The organism is Ignavibacteria bacterium, assembly GCA_025612375.1.
Classification (GTDB): domain Bacteria; phylum Bacteroidota; class Ignavibacteria; order Ignavibacteriales; family SURF-24; genus JAAXKN01.
The window spans coordinates 1-18751 of sequence record JAAXKN010000014.1; the positions used below are offsets into that span (position 1 = coordinate 1).

At 42.8% G+C, this 18751-nt stretch carries 16 protein-coding genes; 6 read left to right on the forward strand and 10 right to left on the reverse strand.

Annotated features, from left to right (window positions below):
• Positions 1 to 226 precede the first annotated feature (226 nt).
• The gene (locus HF312_10645; GenBank protein MCU7520661.1) at positions 227 to 2773 is read left to right on the forward strand and encodes a YfhO family protein; all 2547 of its coding nucleotides are present in this window, start codon (positions 227 to 229) and stop codon (positions 2771 to 2773) included.
• A gap of 428 nt (positions 2774 to 3201) precedes the next feature.
• On the opposite strand, the gene HF312_10650 is transcribed toward HF312_10645, so the two are convergent.
• The 4 genes from HF312_10650 to HF312_10665 form a co-directional block, all read right to left on the reverse strand.
• Entirely contained in the window at positions 3202 to 3480 is a 279-nt protein-coding gene (locus HF312_10650; GenBank protein MCU7520662.1) for a hypothetical protein, read from the reverse strand.
• Entirely contained in the window at positions 3443 to 3772 is a 330-nt protein-coding gene (locus tag HF312_10655) for a BrnT family toxin (GenBank protein ID MCU7520663.1), read from the reverse strand. Before HF312_10655 ends, HF312_10650 begins: the two co-directional genes overlap by 38 nt.
• Positions 3773 to 3880: 108 nt before the next feature.
• A complete protein-coding gene (locus tag HF312_10660; GenBank protein ID MCU7520664.1) occupies positions 3881 to 4591 on the reverse strand; it encodes a Crp/Fnr family transcriptional regulator in 711 nt (236 codons plus the stop codon).
• Between the two features lie 104 nt (positions 4592 to 4695).
• A complete protein-coding gene (locus HF312_10665) occupies positions 4696 to 5514 on the reverse strand; it encodes a PAS domain S-box protein (GenBank protein ID MCU7520665.1) in 819 nt (272 codons plus the stop codon).
• Between the two features lie 137 nt (positions 5515 to 5651).
• Here HF312_10665 and HF312_10670 point away from each other — a divergent pair, with 137 nt between their 5' ends.
• Positions 5652 to 5852: a DUF2892 domain-containing protein gene (locus HF312_10670; GenBank protein MCU7520666.1), complete on the forward strand. Its 201-nt coding sequence runs from the start codon at positions 5652 to 5654 to the stop codon at positions 5850 to 5852.
• Here the strand turns inward: HF312_10670 and HF312_10675 are convergent.
• On the reverse strand, positions 5845 to 6336 hold the full coding sequence (locus HF312_10675) for a hypothetical protein (protein MCU7520667.1): 492 nt from the start codon (positions 6334 to 6336) through the stop codon (positions 5845 to 5847). The two genes, HF312_10670 and HF312_10675, sit on opposite strands and share 8 nt — an antisense overlap.
• Before the next feature lie 509 nt (positions 6337 to 6845).
• Between HF312_10675 and HF312_10680 the strand changes: the two genes are divergently transcribed.
• Positions 6846 to 9536: a PAS domain-containing protein gene (locus HF312_10680; protein MCU7520668.1), complete on the forward strand. Its 2691-nt coding sequence runs from the start codon at positions 6846 to 6848 to the stop codon at positions 9534 to 9536.
• The gene (locus HF312_10685; GenBank protein MCU7520669.1) at positions 9523 to 10785 is read left to right on the forward strand and encodes a PAS domain S-box protein; all 1263 of its coding nucleotides are present in this window, start codon (positions 9523 to 9525) and stop codon (positions 10783 to 10785) included. Before HF312_10680 ends, HF312_10685 begins: the two co-directional genes overlap by 14 nt.
• 32 nt (positions 10786 to 10817) lie before the next feature.
• Here the strand turns inward: HF312_10685 and HF312_10690 are convergent, their stop codons facing one another.
• From HF312_10690 to HF312_10710, 5 genes are all read right to left on the reverse strand, one after another.
• Positions 10818 to 12677: a hypothetical protein gene (locus tag HF312_10690; protein MCU7520670.1), complete on the reverse strand. Its 1860-nt coding sequence runs from the start codon at positions 12675 to 12677 to the stop codon at positions 10818 to 10820.
• 35 nt (positions 12678 to 12712) lie between these two features.
• Positions 12713 to 13324, reverse strand: a complete 612-nt coding sequence (locus tag HF312_10695; GenBank protein ID MCU7520671.1) for a LysE family transporter — start codon at positions 13322 to 13324, stop codon at positions 12713 to 12715.
• A 34-nt stretch (positions 13325 to 13358) separates the two neighbouring features.
• A complete protein-coding gene (locus tag HF312_10700; protein MCU7520672.1) occupies positions 13359 to 14879 on the reverse strand; it encodes a B12-binding domain-containing radical SAM protein in 1521 nt (506 codons plus the stop codon).
• Between the two features lie 42 nt (positions 14880 to 14921).
• Positions 14922 to 15365, reverse strand: a complete 444-nt coding sequence (locus HF312_10705; protein MCU7520673.1) for a response regulator transcription factor — start codon at positions 15363 to 15365, stop codon at positions 14922 to 14924.
• 405 nt (positions 15366 to 15770) lie between these two features.
• Positions 15771 to 16463 (reverse strand): response regulator transcription factor, encoded by a 693-nt coding sequence (locus HF312_10710; protein ID MCU7520674.1) that lies wholly within the window; start codon positions 16461 to 16463, stop codon positions 15771 to 15773.
• Positions 16464 to 16786: 323 nt separating this feature from the next.
• Between HF312_10710 and bfr the strand changes: the two genes are divergently transcribed.
• Both bfr and HF312_10720 read left to right on the forward strand, forming a co-directional pair.
• Positions 16787 to 17263, forward strand: a complete 477-nt coding sequence (gene bfr / locus HF312_10715) for a bacterioferritin (protein ID MCU7520675.1) — start codon at positions 16787 to 16789, stop codon at positions 17261 to 17263.
• Positions 17264 to 17566: 303 nt separating this feature from the next.
• A complete protein-coding gene (locus HF312_10720; protein ID MCU7520676.1) occupies positions 17567 to 18706 on the forward strand; it encodes an alpha/beta hydrolase in 1140 nt (379 codons plus the stop codon).
• Positions 18707 to 18751: the final 45 nt, after the last annotated feature.

The following is an 18751-nucleotide window of genomic DNA, read 5'->3' on the forward strand; positions in this document are numbered from 1 at the left end:
ATTGAATAGCCACGAGCTTCAGCTCGTGGAATATTGCCCATTCCCCAATTGGGCTCCACCCCCCGATAACGCGGCTTATAAAAATGCATACCGCAATCCTTAAAAACGCACCGCCCCTGTTAAAAATATTATAAATTCTTTTACCGGAAAATAGTAAATTGTTTTTCCGATCTCATAAATAGTTTTTTTAAGTCAATTTTGCACTAATACTTTTTCCGGAGAAAAAATGGCTGTAAAAACCAAACCGGCGGCAAAACCTGCTGCTAAATCACATAAAGAAACTTCACAAAAACAATTACTTGCGGCTAAGACGATCCCTGAGAAATACCAGACCCCGCTCTCACTTGCAATACTTCTGATACTGTTCCTCATCTTCTTCTCTCCCATGTATTTCGGGGGCAAGACGCTGCAGTCGGGTGACATAATAACGAGCAAGAGCCTTCAGACCTATGTTACGACTCACGAGGGGGGCTATACGCTCTGGAACCCTTACATATTCTGCGGTATGCCCGCCTACTCACTGGGTGTGGGATTTAAGTGGTTTAACCTCATTTATGTGGGTTTTACGGCCATGAAGTGGCTTTTTGCAAAACTCTTCTCTGTTGAATACGCTGTCTGGAGCCTTTACCTCATTATACTCTCATTTACGAGCTATTTCCTCATGAAGTATAAGACCAGGAACACTCTGATAAGCCTCTTTACAGCCATTGCAGCCAGTTTTTCAACGGGGCTAGTCATCTTCCTTTTCATAGGTCACGTAACAAAGCTGACCTCACTTTGCATGTACCCTCTCATATTCCTGATGCTCTTAAAGTTCCAGAAGAAGGTCAGGCTCCTGGACTTTGCAATCCTGACCATTGCACTTCAGCTTTTTGTGCAGGGCTGGCACGTACAGATCATCTTCTACACGCTTTTTGCAGTCGGGATCTACTTTGTCTATTACTTTATCCGTTCCCTCATAAAGAAAGACCGCGAGCTCCAGCGACAGCTCCTTAAGTCCTTAGGTGTCTTTGCCGCAGCAGCAATGATTGCCATACTCATTCAGAGCGACAACCTGACACAGATCTACGAGTATTCTCCTTATTCGACGCGTGGGGGCAAGAGTGTTGTTGAAACAAAAGCAAATGAACCGGATAAGTCTTCATCCGGCTCGGCCTACTACGATTATCATACTTTATGGTCTTTCTCTCCTCAGGAGGTAATGACCTTTATGGTTCCTTCATTCTATGGATTCGGAAATTCCAAATATAACGGACCTCTTTCTGAGACTCCCGACTTCCAGGTAAATACTTACTTCGGACAGATGGAATCGGTAGATGTTGCAATGTATATGGGGGTGCTTGTCTTCTTTTTCGCTCTGTTTGCAATGTTTACATGCTGGAAAGACCCGTTTGTACAGTTCCTTACAATTCTTTCGGGCATTGCACTGCTGATATCATTCGGAAAAACATTTTCTCCTGTTTTTAATTTTATGTTCTATTACTTCCCTTATTTCGACAAGTTCCGTGTGCCCTCAATGATGCTTGTATTGCTGCAGCTCTCAATGCCTTTTCTGGCCGGACTGGGAATAAACAAAATAATTTCATTTCGTAAAGAGAAGGATCAGAGGGTTTTTAATCTGGTTAAATATGCTTCCATATTATTCGTTGCTTTGTTTGTAATTTCTCTTTTGCTCTCAGATCCAATAAAAAATTGGTTTACTGCACGGATGTTCGAATCCAACACTGCCAGGCTTGAAGCGGATAAGTTCAGGGCGCTTTCAGAATACATTACCAATATGTTTATTTCAGATACAATAATCGCGCTTGCTCTTTGTGCACTTTCATTCAGCCTTGCTTATGCTTACGTCTCTTCAAAAATAAAAGGCAGCGTGCTGCTCCTTGCAGTAATTGCATTTACAATATTCGATCTCTGGAGAATTGACAGCAGGGGAGCTTTATATACAGAAGAACAGAATGTCGACAATATTTTTAATGAACCCCGGTATGTAAAGGCAATAAAAGCTCAAAAGGATTCATCCCCGTTCAGGGTGATCGGGTTAAGGCAGGATGGCTCACACGGCAATGCCGACTACCAAAATGCAAATTTCAACGCGTACTTCCTTCTGCAGGATATTTACGGATATTCTGGAATTAAATTCAGAGCTTATCAGGATATTGTTGACGTGCTGGGAAATGTCGCAAACCCCACGCTCTGGCGGATGCTGAATGTGAAATATGTTGTCTTGAGTAAACCGGTCAGTTTTCCGGGACTTTCAGAGATTGACAGGTCAGAAGAAAGTATTGTATACAGAAACGATTCAGCTTTGCCAAGGGCCTACTTTGTAAATTCGGTTCAGACAAAGACGGCTCTTGAAATTTTGAACCTGATAAAGAATAATGCCTTTGATCCGAAAGAGACTGCATTCCTGGAGGGCGAGAGTATTAAAGTTGACAGGCCGGATACGGCTTCAGCATCTGCCGTGGTAACGAGTTACAAAGATGAGCATATTACAATTCAGGCAAAATCAACGGGGAGGAATTTCCTTTTCCTGGGTGACACGTATTATCCCAACGGATGGAAAGCATACATTGATGGAAAAGAGACTAAGATCTACAGAACCAATCATGCATTCCGCGGAATTGTAGTCCCGGAAGGAACACATAAAGTTGAATTCACTTTTGCCCCATTAAGCTTCAGGGTCAGCCAGATTATTTCCTTAAGCCTTAGTTCCCTGGTCATACTCGGCATAATTTTAGGCTTAATTCTTAATAAAAGAAGGGTAAAGGAATAACGCCGAGTTTTAATCGTACTATTGTAGAATTGAGTTTAATTTTGTAATGTAAATGGTAGAATTATTTGCTGCTGATCTAATAATTAGTATCCTCAGTGAGCGCTTGAATGGCATTCAAGAGGTCAAGATAGAACTAATCTTAATTGAAACGCCTGAAAAGGGTGTTAAAATGAAGGAACTATAATTCATTAAACCGCGCCTTAACTCATCTGCGTACTTGAATGGGGTTCAATTTGTCTAATGACTATTTCACTGAAACTCAGAGTACGGACTTACAGGATTGCTTCCTGACGTGATTTTTTGCGATGGGGCATTTCCTTTCTAAGGTTTTTTGCCACCCGCCTTTGACAAGCTGGCAGGCAAACCTCTGACTGCAAATATAGAACCCGCTGCTGCGGGTTCGGAATATCGCCTGATTTATTTGGCTCTTATCCTACCTTCTTAAGCTCCTCGCGGATCTTCTCTTCAAGGAAAATTTTGATCAGGGACTGGTAAGGAACATCCTTGCGGTTTGCCAGTATCTTCAAATCATTTATCATAAAAGTCGGAATCCTCAGGGAAATCGACTGTGTGGTCGGTTTCAAATTAGGAAATCTTACAAAGGCGGCCTTGGAGCTGTCAAAATTGTCCAGCACACTGTTGTTGGCCCAGAATTCCCTTTCTTCATCTTCATTCCTGAATTTCGGAATTTCTCTTTGCTTCTTCATAAAATTGCCTTTCCTTTCTACTCATGTCCCGAGCTGAAATAGCTCTTATTTTATTTTTCCTAATTGTAAAAATTACCTGGAGCATCCTTCCCGTATGCGTTCGGCCTAAAGCACCGTGCCTTTTTTCCTCTTCGCTTGAATGCGAAGGATCAGGGAAAAATAATAGCGGAGTATTAATAAATACTTCCTCTATTTCACTGTTTGAAACATTGTGCTTGATTAAATTCTTTTCAATGTTCCCTTTATCCCATTCAAATTCAACAGGTTCAGGTAAGTCATAAATCTTTATCATAATATCATTGACGTATATACGTGAAATATACAGACTATTTCTATGAAATGAAAGAGATTTTGCTATCCTAAAATAAAACCTCGAACTTTGAACCTCGGCTTTCGTACTTTAATTGCCCTTGCCTTTGCCTAATTCTTTCAGCTTCGCGTAGTTCGAAATGAATATCTTCTTCCCCTGCACGCGTATTATCCCTTCTGTCTCAAGCTTGCGGAATGTGCGCGAGAGGGTCTCTGTAATTGTCCCAAGATACGCCGCAATGGTCGCTTTCGTTACCTCGAGCCTTATAAAAGGCTCAGGCAGATTTGCCTTCCCGCCGGCCTCAACCTCGCTTACAAGATAACTGCAAAGCCTGTTGATTACTTCCTTCTCCGAAAGATCCTTTACCTTGTTCGTCATCTCCTTCAGCCTCCGGGCAAAACCCGCCAGCATCTTAAGGCTTATTGAAATGTTCTTCTCCAGCAGCCCAATAAACTCCGTCTTCGGAATGAAAAGCAGAACACTGTCCTCAAGCGCCTGCGCGCTAACCGGATAATTACCCCCTTCAAAAAGAGGTACGTCGGCAAAAGCGTTGAAAGGCTTTATTATGTGCAGTATGGCCTCTTTTCCCGAAGAGGAGGAACGGTACACTTTTACCGAGCCCTGCAGCACTACAAAAAATCCCCTGTAACTTTCACCTTCCATGAAAATAATGGCGTTCTTCTTAAAACGGCACTCTTTGCTTATTCCCGCTACCTGCTCAATCTGGCACTCGTCCAGCTCCGAAAATAAAGGCAGTGCCTTCAGCTTGTCCCTGAAAATGTCCTCTTTAATTGTTTCCATCTGATTGTAAAAGTTTTGTCATGCGTTCTGTTGATTATAATCGGAATAATAAATCCGAATATAATCAAAACTTACCTTTGTGAAAAGTAAAAAAGAGATAGACTTCAGTCCTTTTTTCCTGACGCCTGCACTTCAAGCAGCGATTTCAGGTGCTCTTCAATCCGCTTGCGCTCGGATATGTCAGTAAAAACGCTTAATAGGCATTCCTTTCCCTTTAACTTAAGCCGCCGCACGGAGATTAAGCCTGTAACTTCTTCACCCGTTTTCTTCCTGAAACTGAACTCCATATTCTGAATGAAACCGCTTTCCTTTATTATCTTCTGGAACCTTTCCCGTTCTTCCATACTCCGGAAAATAGCTAATTCGGAAAGCGTCCTGGCTAATACATCGTCGCGGCTGTAGCCTGTGATAGTCTCAAATGCCCTGTTTACGTCAACAAAAAGACCTTCTTTGTACGTGGTTATTGCAATAAGAGATGGAATTTCCTGAAAAATAACTGAAAGCATCTGCTCCGATTCCCGAAGCATATCATTCGCATGTTTTCTTTCAATTGCATATTTAAGCGAGCGCACGAGAAGATTTGTATCGAAATCACCTTTTACCAGATAGTCCTGCGCCCCTGCCTGTATGGCTTTTGTCGCCGTTTCCTCATCATCCAGATTTGTCATTACCACAACCGGAAGATCGGGAGCGGCATCCTTAACCTTCTTTACCGTATCCAGCCCCATGCTGTCGGGAAGCGTTAAATCCAAAAGAATAACATCATAATGCCCGCTTCTTAGGAGTTCCAGTCCGTTCGAAAGCCTGAAGGCATGATCCAGAGTTATCTCCGTACCCCGGGCATCTTCTATCATCTCCAGGATTAACTGCGCAAAGCTGCGGCTGTCTTCAATCATTAAGATTTTGAAGAAATTTTCTCTCATGTTGACCCCTGATGTTTAACCATAATATATAAATAAAAGGGAAAAAATCACCAGTTTTTTTATAAAAAGAGTTTTCCGGCCCCTTGAATCCTTTTTAGTAATTTTTCATCAAACTGTCTAAATAACAGAGATTAAATATGAATCCAGCAGTATCAATTATTCAAAGAGTTGTTAAAATAGCTTTGGGACTTGCCATGCTCTCCTGGCTCTTTATTGGGGAAGGGGAGTCGAAATACATGGGAATTATAGGACTTGCTCCCCTTATCTCAGGACTAACAAATTCCTGCGGCGGCGCCACAGGCTGCCGTACAAACTTCCGCGAAAAAGAAGTTAATTGATTTTATCTAATTCATTAAGCGCGGCATCAATTTCCGGATCCTTTCCTGAAAAGTAATCCTCAGATTTTACAGGCACTAAGACCTCCGGGAGGATATACATCCTGCCGTCATTCGCCCTTACGGGCTGGTTGTATCCAGATGATATTGTCCCCCGGAGGCCTGAAAACGGCAGCTTGAAAGGGCGTTCATTTCCATAATGATTTGGCTTGGAACCGGTTTTCTCACCTGCAAAAAAAGCGTGTGTCCATTGGTCCATCCTTGCTGCAAAAGTCTGTGCGGCTGAGAATGTCATCCTTCCTACTAATACGGCAATTCTGCCGCCTTCCATGTCGAAGTTCACACACGTCCTGAACAGTTCATCTGCTTTCAATGCTTCGCCGCCATTGTTGTACCGTAAGTCGAGTATCATCTTTTTATAAGGTCTTAACAGCTTCCTTAGCCCTTTCCTGAATTCTTCCAGCGTCTTTTCCCGGGAATCATTCATAGAGTTTACGGTAACATGCAGCACGTCAGGCCTGATTTCTTCAAGTCTGAAATTATCCTCCCTGTGCCTGAGATAGGCCTGGGCAACCCCGCCTTTCGGAGCAATCAGCTTAATTTCAAGCTTTTCAGGATCTATAGCTTCGGCAGTGAATGTATAATTTACATTATTCCCTAATTCGGAGAAGATTTCCCTTTTTCATACCAAAGGGATAAAGAATTGTATGCCCATCCCCAAGTGCAAATGGTTCTGCAGAGAATTGCGGACCTGCAGTTCCTTTAGGCGTAATAAATGCCGGGAAATTGGGATTTGTTCCTGCCTGTCCCGGCAAATTAAAATGATGAATAAAGAAATACCCGGTCCCTCCTTTTTTGCAGTGTAAGAGCTTTTCATATTCCTGTTTTTTTTCGTTACCTTATAGTCGGTACTTTTATATATTTAAGGTGATCTGTAAATCTATAGCCATTATAGTCTGCTGTGCTGCATAATTGTTTTCAGGAAAAGGGCAAAATATGAAAAAGTCTCCGGCGCTTTCGGAAAGTAAACAAAAACCTGGCGGTTTTGCCTCCGGCGGGAGCCTCCGCCCGGAGCTGGGTAGCCAGAACAAGTCCGGATTAGAGGCTGAAGAGCAGTTCCCGGTCGTCGGCATTGGTGCCTCGGCTGGCGGACTTGAGGCACTGGAACAGTTTTTTACCAATGTGAATCAAGACAGCGGTATGGCTTTTGTCGTCATACAACACCTGGATCCGAACTACAAGGGCATGATGCCCGAACTTCTGCAGCGCTTTACCCCAATGCACGTCCTTCAGGCTAAAGACGGCTTAAGGACAAAGCCAAATACAGTATATGTTATCCCTCCCAACAAGAGCATGTCTGTTCTTAACAGAACACTCCATTTGTTTGCCCCTGTGGAAAAAAGGGGCTTAAGGCTGCCCATAGATTACTTCTTCAGTTCACTTGCCGATGACCTCCAGGAAAAAAGTATAGGTATTGTTCTCTCTGGTATGGGATCCGACGGAGCCACAGGGCTGCGCTCAATTAAGGAAAAAGGGGGCATTGTTCTGGTTCAGGACCCTGCTGCGGCAAAGTACAGCGGTATGCCGCGCAGCGCAATTGAAGCTGTTGTGGCTGATTTTGTGGCCCCGGCAGATGAATTGGCCGGAAAGCTTCAGGCCTTCTTCAAACACGCTAGAGCCGTTAACTCCATTTCCACACCCGAGGGCATAGGTAAGAATGCCCTGGAAAAAATTATTATACTCCTAAGGGCACAGACCGGGCACGACTTTTCACTTTACAAGAAAGCTTCAATTTACCGGCGCATTGAACGCCGCATGACCGTCCATAAAATAGATACGATTTCCCATTATATCCGTTTTCTGCAGGAAAACCAGGAGGAATTAGAGATACTTTTTAAGGAACTGCTCATCGGGGTAACTAATTTCTTCCGCGATCCTGTCGTCTGGGAATACCTTAAAGAAAAGATTTTTCCTCCTCTTTTTGAAAAATTACCCGCGCGCTATGTCCTGCGCGCATGGGTGGCGGCATGCTCAACAGGCGAGGAAGCTTATTCACTGGCTATTGTATTTAGAGAAGCACTTGACCTGCTTAAGCAGAATAACAGGAACTTAAAACTCCAGATTTTTGCAACGGATCTCGACGCTGATGCCGTAAACAAGGCCAGAAAGGGTTTCTTTCCGGCAAACATTTCCTCCGATATTTCCCCCGAACGCCTCAACCGCTTTTTTACTCCCTCTGAAGGCGGCTTCTGCGTTAAACCTGAAATAAGGGAAATGGTAGTCTTTGCACAGCAGAACGTGACAAAAGACCCACCTTTTACTAAGCTGGACTTGCTTTTATGCCGCAACCTTTTAATTTACCTTGAGCCGGAACTCCAGAAAAGCCTTATTTCGCTCTTCCACTACAGCCTTAACCCGGGCGGTGTCCTGATCCTGGGAAGTTCTGAATCGAACAGTGACAACAGAATTTTATTTAAGAGTATTGAGCCTAAACTCAGGATCTACAGGCGACTGGTTTCAACAGTCCCCAGGCAGGTTGAGCTCCCGGCTTCTGACATAAATATTAAAACCGATCCCGTTAAAAAATACCCAAATATGAAAGCTACTGACAATATGGGAACTCTGGCCGATCAGCTGATGCTGCAGAAATTTGCCCCGGCAAGTGTACTGGTAAACAGCGATGGCGATATTTTGTATATTACCGGACGTACTGGAAATTACCTGGAACCTTCCTCCGGAAGGGCAAATATGAACATTTTTGCCATGGCCCGCTCCGGACTTCGCAATGAACTGCCTATGGTTTTCCACAGGGCTCTTAAGAATTATCAGAAAACGGTCCTGAGAAATGTGGAAATCAGGGATAATGAAAAAACTTATTGCGTGGACCTGACTGTTCAGAAAATTGAAAAGCCTGACGCCCTCAGGGATCTGGTCATGGTGGTGTTCTCCGAGGTGACGCAAATGAAAGAAAAAGAACCCCTGAAATCCAAAGGCGGGAAATCTTTATTGAAGAATTCTCCGGATAACCTTCACAATGGCCAGCTGCAGCTTGAACTGCAGAAACTCAAAAAGGAGATGCAAAACTCTTTTGAAGTAATGCAGACTTCCCAGGAGGAGCTTAGATCAGCCAACGAGGAGCTGCAGTCTACAAACGAGGAACTCCAGTCTACGAACGAAGAACTTACAACCTCCAAAGAGGAAATGCAGAGCCTTAATGAAGAGCTTCAGACAGTAAATTTTGAACTGCAGAGCAAAGTAGATGAATTTACAGTCGTTAATAACGATATGAATAACCTCCTCAACAGCATCGACATTGCCACACTGTTCCTCGACAGGGAACTCCACATCCGAAGGTTTACCAAGCAGACAACTAAAATTTTCAAGCTCATACAAAGTGACATCGGAAGGTCCTTTACCGACCAGGTTTCCGATCTTGAATATCCGGAAATATTAAACGATGCGACGGAAGTTCTCAGAACGCTCATCCCCTTGCGAAAGGATGTTGTTACCAACGACGGACGGTGGTTCGAAGCGCGAATTATGCCTTACCGTACAATGGATGACAGAATAGACGGACTTGTCATCACTTTTACCGACATAACAAAAGCAAAAAATCTGGAAGCTGAGCTGAATAAAACAATTGCTATTCTTCGTTCACATAATCTGGATAGTTATGAAAAAAAATAATGGCAATAATCCTAAAGAAGATTCTCTCCGCAGAAAAGCAGAAGAAAAGCTTAAAAAGCAGCAAAACAAAACGGAATCCTATCCCTCAGAGGCCGACGGGCTGAAACTTCTCCATGAACTCCAGGTTCACCAGATAGAACTCGAAATGATAAACGAGGAGCTCAGGCTTGCTAGGGACAAAGCCGAAATAAATGCCGGCAAATATCTTGAGCTTTATGATTTTGCCCCCTCCGGATATTTAACTCTTCACCCCGACGGGATTATCAGCGAATTGAACTTCAGCTCTGCCAAAATACTGGGCATGGAACGTTCCATGCTCATAGGCAGGAATTTTAAGTTTTTCATCTCTGCGGAATCAAAACCCGTCTTCGACGATTTTTTCAAAAAAGTATTTCAAAGCAGTACAAAGGCAGCCTGCGAACTAATGCTGCATACAGAAGACAATACTTCAATGTTTGTTTATATCGAAGGGAAAATCTCCGAAAATCCCCCCAAATGTAGCCTTACAATGATTGATATTACCGACCGCAGGATAGTAGAGGAAAGCTTAAAACATACACTTGCGGCACTTGAAAAAAGCAATTCTGATCTGCAGCAGTTTGCTTATGCGGCCAGCCACGACCTCCAGGAGCCGCTGAGAATGATTACAAACTATATTAATTTATTAGAGAAAAAGCTGAAAGGCACCCTGGATGCTCAAACCGGCAAATATCTGGAATTTATAATCGACGGCGCAAAGCGCATGCAGGGATTAATACACGGCCTGCTTTTATTTTCTCGCATTACTGCGCAAAAAAAAGAATTTAAACCAACAGATCTCAATTACATAGTTGAAGACGTGCTTAAAGATCTTGAGCTTATAATTACTGAATCCGGGGCTGAAATAAATGTGTCTAAACTTCCAGTATTAAACGCTGAACCGACACAGATGCATCAGCTCTTTCAGAACCTGATTGCCAATGCAATTAAATTCAGGGGGGAAAAGAACCCGGTTATTCATATTATAGCTGAACGCAGGGAAAACAGCCTGATCTTCTGCGTAAGAGATAACGGCATCGGTATAAACCCGGAATTTTTAGAGCGGGTATTCATGATCTTCCAGCGCCTGCATGAAAGAGAAAAATACGCGGGAAATGGCATTGGACTGGCCTTATGCAAGAAAGTAGTTGAGAATCATGGCGGCAGGATATGGGTTGAGTCTGAAGAGGGAAAAGGGGCGGCTTTTTATTTCACCATTCCCGACAAATAGTATGTCTGCAGCCCCTCCCCGTTCATAAGGGCTCATTCGGCTGAGACAACCGAAGGATTTGAAAATTGAAACCGGTTGAAGTTATAATATATCGAGCTTTGACGGAACATGCGGAAGTGCTTGCCGCCCTCCTGAGGTGTATTCGGATAAAAACCGAACATGAACTGGAACGGGGGAAAGATCAGGTGTTCATTTTGTATCCTGAATCCGATGCCGTAACCCTGGAAAAGCTTGCCTGAAAATAAAGGACTGTTGCTTGAAGAAATCAGGCCGAAATCGGCGAAAGTAATTATTGCAAGCTTAAAACCCAGGAATTTTACCGGTACAAAAATGTCGTTTTCATAATTCAATACCAGTTTCTTATTCCCCGTTAAATCGCCCTCTGAAAAACCCCTGAGCCCTCTTTCATAATTGATGTTCAGTACATCCCGTGGCCTGAGAGGGTCGTAGCTGTATGAGTAGCGGCTTCCCAGGTAATGCCTCCATTTGTATTTCCCAATTGAATTAAGCTTTGAAAAATATAGCAGCTCCAGAGTGGATACCCTCTCCACCCATTTCCTTTCGCTGCGGAATGCCCCGGTCTGAAACCCCCCGTAAAGATAACCCAGATAATCCTTATATAGGCTGTAGCCTGTCTTTATCCCATAATAAGGCCTGCTGGTCTTAGCCCCCTTATCCAGGCCGAAAAGGAGTTCTATCATATTTATTAGCGGAATATCCTCTGTCCTGCCGAGGCCGAATATAAAGCGGCTCTGGTAGTAAGTCCTGTAGGAATATCCGATCCGCCCCAGGTAGAACGTATTATCCTGGAACAGATTCATTGTATCAAAATTTGGCTTCTGGCTGTATACGGTTCTGGTAATTCTGCCTGCTATGTTGAACCTGTTCTGGTTTACTGCAGTTGGATCATAAGACTTTATGTCAAATGCATAACCGAGCCAGTAATCCTGGCTGTTTAGCCGTACGGTCTCTGCCTGCTGAAGTAAGTTCCTTAAATCAATATACCTTATATTCTGCCAGTCCTGCGCTATGGCACCAGCCCAGCCGATTACAGGTGAGAAGAAGTCTCTGCCAATTACAACCCCGTAGTGCTGATAGTCCCTGCCTGATGAATAATAAAACTTTGCCGCAAGAAATGTTCCTTCAATGTTATTATATGTATAACTGCCATCCCAGTCCCAGCCGTGTGTAAGAGCGCGGTCAAATTTAAGTCCGCCCCTGAATTCATTGCCGTATCCAAGGAAGTTAATATCGTTAAAGGAAACACTTCCCGACTTATTGCCCGTACTATATGCGGCGCTGCCGTTAATGCTCCATTTATCCTGTATATAAACCATAATATCAACACTGTCGGGGTTGTTCAGGACCTCCTGCGGAATAATGCGGACGTCATAAATATATGGATTTAACCTTATTATCCTTTCGCTTTCCTGAATATCATATGGAATAAAGATCTGTCCTTCAGAAAAGATCAGCATATTTCGAACGATCCACTCCTTTGTCTTTATATGAAGTGAATTCCCGCGTTTCTGCAGCCAGGTTCTAAGAGAGTCCTCCGGATTATGTACCGAGGCTCCAAATAAGTCAAGAACCTCAATATAAATATTCCTTATGACTTTCCCGGTATATTTCCCGACTATTTCCCTGTCGGGGTCCAATGGCTTGCCTGCCGGCTGTAGTTCCTCATCATGGGTGATAATATTTCTCAAAAGTCTTGAGAAAAAATTATCTTTTTCTGAAAAATCTTTTGCCCTCTGGACAATTGATTTACTGGTGTCAGCCTGCCGGGAATAATTTCCCCGGGCAATAAGAGGCTCTGTACCGGATAATATCAGTATGCTGTAAATGAAGACGCTGCTTAATAATTCTAACGATCTCTTTTTCAGATACATCGGATTATTCATCTCCTGGCGGAAATGGATATGGTTTATAACAAACTCCCAATGGCAATAAATCCTGAAACAACTATCAACACGCCTGCAATTTTATTTACCCAGATAAGCCCTTTTACCTCAAACTTCTTTCTGAAAAACATAACGCCTGAGCTGAGCATGAAAAACCACAAAGCCGAACCCAGAAAAACACCCGAGACAAGGGCTGAAGCCGAATAATTACTGAGATCATATCCCAAACCGAGTGCGGCAAACACGGCAATAAATGCAAAGATGGCCAAAGGATTTGTAAGCGTCAGAAAAACAGTAGTCAGGTACGACCGAATAATACTGCTGGCGTGAACGTTAAACTTGGGATCGGCGGGCATCTTAAGGAATGTCTTTACCCCCAGAAATAAAAGCAGCGCTCCCCCAACCAGCCTTATCCAGATTTTCTCCCTGATAAGCAGGTCTGAAACGAGCGTCAGCCCAAAGGCGGCTATAGAACCGTAGAGCAGATCCGCAGTTGCCGCTCCAAAACCTATAACCAGTCCGCGCAGCCGTCCTTCAGTAAGTGTCTTGCGTATGCACATAATCCCTATGGGGCCAAGGGGCACTGCCATAACAAAGCCAATTAAGACCCCTTTAAGAAAGATAATAAATTCCATAATTATTTCTCTCAATTGTAGCGTAATTCATATATTATCCGGCTCTTAAATTTTCGGAGTTATTATATATATGACTAAATCCATTGGATATTTTCCTGAAATGATACCCGTAAATCGTAAACAATATCGCCAGGGAAAAAAGCCTTGGTTTGCGGAACAAGGTCCAGATGAATAGTTTCCAGTAATAAAACCTTTCCTCACCAATTACTCCTAATTTTACAATGGACCTGAAGAGGGCTGCTATGTAATTGGAATTGAGATGAAATACCTTTTTTGTCTTTGGCTCAAAATCTTTCAGAAAGTGCATTACCCGTTCGTAAAAATATTTGGGGGAATATATTGTCCTTACAATGTTTTTATAACCGGAGATCAGTACATCATGATCCATGCGCGGGACAAAATTGATGGAAAGGTCGGTGTTATTGCCGTTAAAATCATTTAGCAGCCTTTCTTCCTGAAGCAGCCTTTTTTGAAGCTTGGTGCCTTTTGGAGCATTTAACAGCCCGACCATTGCCGTTACAATTCCGCTTTCCTGAATGAAGTCTGTAAGCTTATCGAAGATTGAAGGCGGGTCATTGTCAAAACCCACAATAAATCCACCCTGAACCTCAAGACCCGAGGCCTGGATCTTCCTTACGCATGAGATCAGATCACGGCTGCTGTTCTGCGTCTTGTTGCATTCAACCAGACTCTCCTTGTTCGGTGATTCTATCCCTATAAATACAGCATCGAAATCAGCCCTTATCATAAGCTGCATCAGAAGCTCATCATCAGCCAGGTTGATCGAGGCTTCGGTGCTGAAGTAAAATGGATAATTCCTTCTTTTGTTCCACTCCGCAATTGCAGGCAGAATATCTTTCTTTAATTTCCCTTTATTGCCTATAAAATTATCATCGACAAAAAACACGGGTCCCCGCCAGCCTGTTTTATATAAAGCGTCCAGTTCCAGGAGCACCTGCTCCCTGTTTTTTGTGCGCGGCCTTCTTCCATAGAGCACTGTTATGTCACAAAAATCACAATCATAAGGACATCCCCTTGAATACTGAAGGTTCATTGAGGTATACCTGTTCTGAGCTACAAGATCCCATTTAGGCAGAGGAGTATGTGTTATATCGGCCCAATCTTCTGTGGTATAAATATGTTTAGCCTTCCCTCCGCTCAAGTCACTTAAAAACTCAGGGAGTGTTATCTCGGCTTCATTGAGCACCAGGTGGTCAACACTCTGATAATATTCCGGGCTGCTGGTAAATAATGGTCCGCCTGCTACAATCTTTCTATTCAGCACTTTGCACCTTTGTATTACCTCATCGGCGGACCTGCTTTGAATTGACATTGCACTTATAAATACGTAATCGGCCCACAGTATATCTGAATCTTTCAGGCTGGTTACGTTCATATCAACTAACTTTTTGTCCCACTCTTCAGGCAAGATTGCCGCTACGGTTAATAGTCCCAGAGGCGGGAAACTTGCTCTCTTCGATACAAATTTCAATGCATGTCTGAATCCCCAGAATGTATCGGCGGGGTAGAGTGGATTAACCAGTAAAATGTTCATTTGCATTGTCCTCTTTATACTTCAGTCTCGTTTTGCCGAAAATCAATGGTGGATAATGGAGATACCCCCGGAAATTGCATTCGGTGTTCCTTCAGTATTAAAATAGTTCGCTGTCTCAAGCCGTGTATGCAATGCCAGCTTCTCCATGATATTATGAATATGACTTTTTACTGTATAAGTAGAAATATGGATCCTTTGCCCTATCTCCTTGTTTCTCATCCCTTCACTAAGCAATTCAATAACCTCACGTTCCCGCTTTGTAATCCTGATTGCATCTTTAAGTCCGGATTTACTTGCCCTGAATGCGTGATCAACAATCTCTGAAAAAAGCGAATCAACTGAGAGAGCAGGTAAGACAGTTGAGCCTTCAGCTACGGAACGGATGGTTACAAGGAAATCATTAAGTGACGCATCCTTAAGTATAAAGCCGCTTGCACCTGCCTTTACATACTGCAGTATATCGGCCTGAACGGGCGCAAGATCCATAAGAATTATCTTTGTCTTGGGAAAATCTTTCTTCACAATTTCCACAATAAGTAAACTGTTCTGGCTTCGAAGCCCCAGATCCAGAAGGATTACATTTGGTTTTAACTTTTTTATTTTATCTGGCGTTCCAATCCTGCTGCCGGATGCGCCTATTATTATAATATCCTTAAATGGCGCAAGAATATCAATTATTCCTTTTCTAAGCGTTCGGTTATCTTCAATTAGCAGCATTCTTATCTTTATCATCTCCCTTTCTCCCGGAAACATAAATAAAGGCCCTTGAGGGATGTCATTTTCTACATCTGCATCATATCAAAAAGATACGGCTAAAAGCGGCTCCTTATCAATCCCTCAAAAGGATGATATGTGGGCTAAATCTTAATGCCGGGTTTACGGCGCGAAATTTTAATTTCCTATGAAAGAAATCTCGTCTGTCGCGGTCTTATATGACTGGGAAATATGGGCATAGTTTGCTATCTGAACGCGCGTATGAAGCGAAAGCTTTTCAAGAATGTTATGCACGTGACTTTTGACGGTGTAGGTCGAGAGGTGAAGCTTCTGGGCAATCTCTTTGTTGGTAAAACCATCTGCAATCAGCAGTATCACCTGACGTTCGCGTTTTGTCATACGGACCGATTCTACGATTAAGGAAGGTTTCGAACCGTTCATGGCATGCTCAACAATTTGAGAAAATAGCGACCCGGTCAAGTTCGGCGGCAATATTCTTTCTCCTTTGAGAACTGAACGGATGGTTTTAATAAATTCGGTAATGTCGGCATCTTTAAGTATAAAACCCGTGGCACCAGCCTGAACAAATTCAAAGACATCATTTTCAAGCGGAATAATGTCCATAACTATTATTTTAACTTCCGGCGAATGCTTTTTTATTGTCTTTACGACTTCCAAACTATTCTGGCTTCTTAAACCCAGATCAAGCAGCACAACCTCGGGTAGGAAACTGTCCATCATTGCCAATATATTTTCGCCATTGCCAACTGCCGCGGCTACACTCATATCAGACTGTTTTTTGAGGATTGCGCAAATTCCATCACGCAGCAGCCGGTTGTCTTCGATAACGAAAATTGTGCTTTTTTTCATATCTTTTGATCTGGTCTCATGTCTAAAGGAATGTTTGGCCCTGTATTTATAATAAGGATTTGGAAAATATTTTACAAGACATCAGGGCAAAAGTTAAGGATTGAATATCCCATATCTATGCGATTTTTGCTGTTTTCATCCGGATGAAGTATTGAACTTCTACAATTAAAACCTTTTCCGCTTTGTTTTCTCACACCGAAAGATGTAGTTCCTTTTTCGATCTTTTGCCCGATTGATTCATTTTATAGCCTCATATAAGTTATATTATATCCTGAAGCATAAACTTCATAAAATAATAAACGCAAGTTTAACGGAGATCAAACATGAAAGGCAACGAAAAGATTCTCACAGTGCTTAACGAGCGCCTGGCTGATGAACTTACAGCCATTAATCAGTATATGGTACATGCAGAGATGTGCAGCAATCTGGGTTATGAAAAGCTCCACAAGGCGATCGAAAAGCAGGCAATGGATGAAATGCACCACGCCGAATGGCTCATTCAGCGCATCATTTTCCTTGATGGCACACCCGCCGTCTCAACGCTTAATCCAATGAAGATCGGTAAAACGGTTCCTGAGATGGTAACTAACGATCAAGCCGCGGAACTTACAGGATTAAAGGCATACAATGCTGCTGTTAAAACCGCCCATGAGGTGGCTGACGAAGGCAGTGTCGACCTGCTTACAAAGATACTGAAAATGGAAGAGGGACATGTCGATTGGGCTGAAGCACAGCGCTCTCAGATCGAACAAATGGGCATCGAGAACTATCTGTCTAAGCAGACTGAAGGCGCCATTTAATTTGATGCACCATTATGGGACAAACAAATGAAAAGAAATGTGTTTTTCAGGAAGTTATGTCATTCAGTGATTGAAACGCTGTATATTTGATGTGTTATTTGGCTTCTGGAGACATATCTGTGAAAAGCACACAACTCCTTCCTGCGGCGGCGCCACGGGCTGCCGCGCAATGTTCCCATTCCGAAATGATGAATTGTATTAAATTAAACCATCGATTGACATACAAAAACAAATTCATTAAGTTGAACCCAATTCTATTTTAGTGGCTATCCGTTCATGTGATCTTTCCCCGGGGCATGTATTATGAAAAATATTTTCAGAAAGGGATTAAAGGCTATGCTAATAATCTTTGCCGGCATTCTTTCGGTTATCCTGGTCTTACTGGCCCTCGTGCTGATCTATAGTCCCGGAAAACCTGACCAGTACCTGGATCAAAGCGGAAGGCCGGTCCCTAAAAGCCTCTCTGAGAAAACATTTGTTGAAATCGGAGGCTTAAGGCAGGGGATGTTCATAAAGAGTAAGAACATAAGTAATCCCGTGCTTCTTTTTCTGCATGGTGGCCCTGCATTCCCGAATTATTTCCTTATAGATAAGTTCAGGCCGGGGCTTGAGGACTGTTTTACAGTCTGCTATTGGGAGCAACGCGGTGGGGGACTTTCATACAGTTCAGATATTCCGCTAAAGAGCATGACTCTGGAGCAGCTGACTTCCGATGCAATTGAAGTTACAAATTACCTCCGCAGGCGCTTTAAGAAGGATAAAATATTCATTATGGCCCATTCGGGCGGCACCCCTATTGCCTTGATGGCCGCGGTAAAAGCTCCGGAACTCTATTCTGCCTATATCGCAATGGCGCAGATTACCCGCCAGAAAGAATCTGAAAAACTGGCATATAAATTCATGGTGGAACAATATTCACGCTCCGGGAATAAGAAAACTCTTGAAGAGCTGAAAAAATATCCCGTTCTGGAATCGGATAATTATATCGCACCGTTTTATAAATCCTTGCTTCGTGACGAGACTATGCATGAACTTGGAATTGGAACCATGCATAACATGAAATCCGTGTTCTTTGACATATTTATTCCTGTATGGACGTGCAGGGCATATACTTTAAGAGAGAAATTCAATATCTGGATCTCAAAATTTTCATTCCTGAAAAAGACCGGGTTAATTGATCAGATCCTGGCAACTGATTTTGCGGCAAAAATTCCTAAGCTTGAAATCCCGGTTTACTTTTTCAGCGGCAGATACGATTTAACAGTAAACATAGATTTAGCCAAAGCATATTTTAAGAAGCTTGAAGCCCCGGCAAAAGCCTTTTACACATTTGAAAGGTCCGCCCACAGTCCCTTATACGAAGAGCCCGAAAGAGTAAAGGAAATATTGATGAAAGATGTATTGAATCTGAGGACAAATCTTTCAGATAACAGTAAATTATGATCTGACTTTATTTTGTATTCTTAAACTCCTTTTTCTATCTTTTAT

Bases quoted from the DNA above. Each gene is read 5' to 3' on its own strand.
- HF312_10685 (MCU7520669.1), top strand. From the start codon at position 9,523: ATGAAAAAAAATAATGGCAATAATCCTAAAGAAGATTCTCTCCGCAGA.
- HF312_10720 (MCU7520676.1), top strand. From the start codon at position 17,567: ATGAAAAATATTTTCAGAAAGGGATTAAAGGCTATGCTAATAATCTTT.
- HF312_10665 (MCU7520665.1), bottom strand. From the start codon at position 5,514: ATGAGAGAAAATTTCTTCAAAATCTTAATGATTGAAGACAGCCGCAGC.
- HF312_10680 (MCU7520668.1), top strand. From the start codon at position 6,846: ATGAAAAAGTCTCCGGCGCTTTCGGAAAGTAAACAAAAACCTGGCGGT.
- HF312_10710 (MCU7520674.1), bottom strand. From the start codon at position 16,463: ATGAAAAAAAGCACAATTTTCGTTATCGAAGACAACCGGCTGCTGCGT.
- HF312_10655 (MCU7520663.1), bottom strand. From the start codon at position 3,772: ATGATAAAGATTTATGACTTACCTGAACCTGTTGAATTTGAATGGGAT.
- HF312_10705 (MCU7520673.1), bottom strand. From the start codon at position 15,365: ATGGATCTTGCGCCCGTTCAGGCCGATATACTGCAGTATGTAAAGGCA.
- bfr (MCU7520675.1), top strand. From the start codon at position 16,787: ATGAAAGGCAACGAAAAGATTCTCACAGTGCTTAACGAGCGCCTGGCT.
- HF312_10690 (MCU7520670.1), bottom strand. From the start codon at position 12,677: ATGTATCTGAAAAAGAGATCGTTAGAATTATTAAGCAGCGTCTTCATT.
- HF312_10650 (MCU7520662.1), bottom strand. From the start codon at position 3,480: ATGAAGAAGCAAAGAGAAATTCCGAAATTCAGGAATGAAGATGAAGAA.
- HF312_10645 (MCU7520661.1), top strand. From the start codon at position 227: ATGGCTGTAAAAACCAAACCGGCGGCAAAACCTGCTGCTAAATCACAT.
- HF312_10670 (MCU7520666.1), top strand. From the start codon at position 5,652: ATGAATCCAGCAGTATCAATTATTCAAAGAGTTGTTAAAATAGCTTTG.
- HF312_10700 (MCU7520672.1), bottom strand. From the start codon at position 14,879: ATGAACATTTTACTGGTTAATCCACTCTACCCCGCCGATACATTCTGG.
- HF312_10660 (MCU7520664.1), bottom strand. From the start codon at position 4,591: ATGGAAACAATTAAAGAGGACATTTTCAGGGACAAGCTGAAGGCACTG.
- HF312_10675 (MCU7520667.1), bottom strand. From the start codon at position 6,336: ATGAATGATTCCCGGGAAAAGACGCTGGAAGAATTCAGGAAAGGGCTA.
- HF312_10695 (MCU7520671.1), bottom strand. From the start codon at position 13,324: ATGGAATTTATTATCTTTCTTAAAGGGGTCTTAATTGGCTTTGTTATG.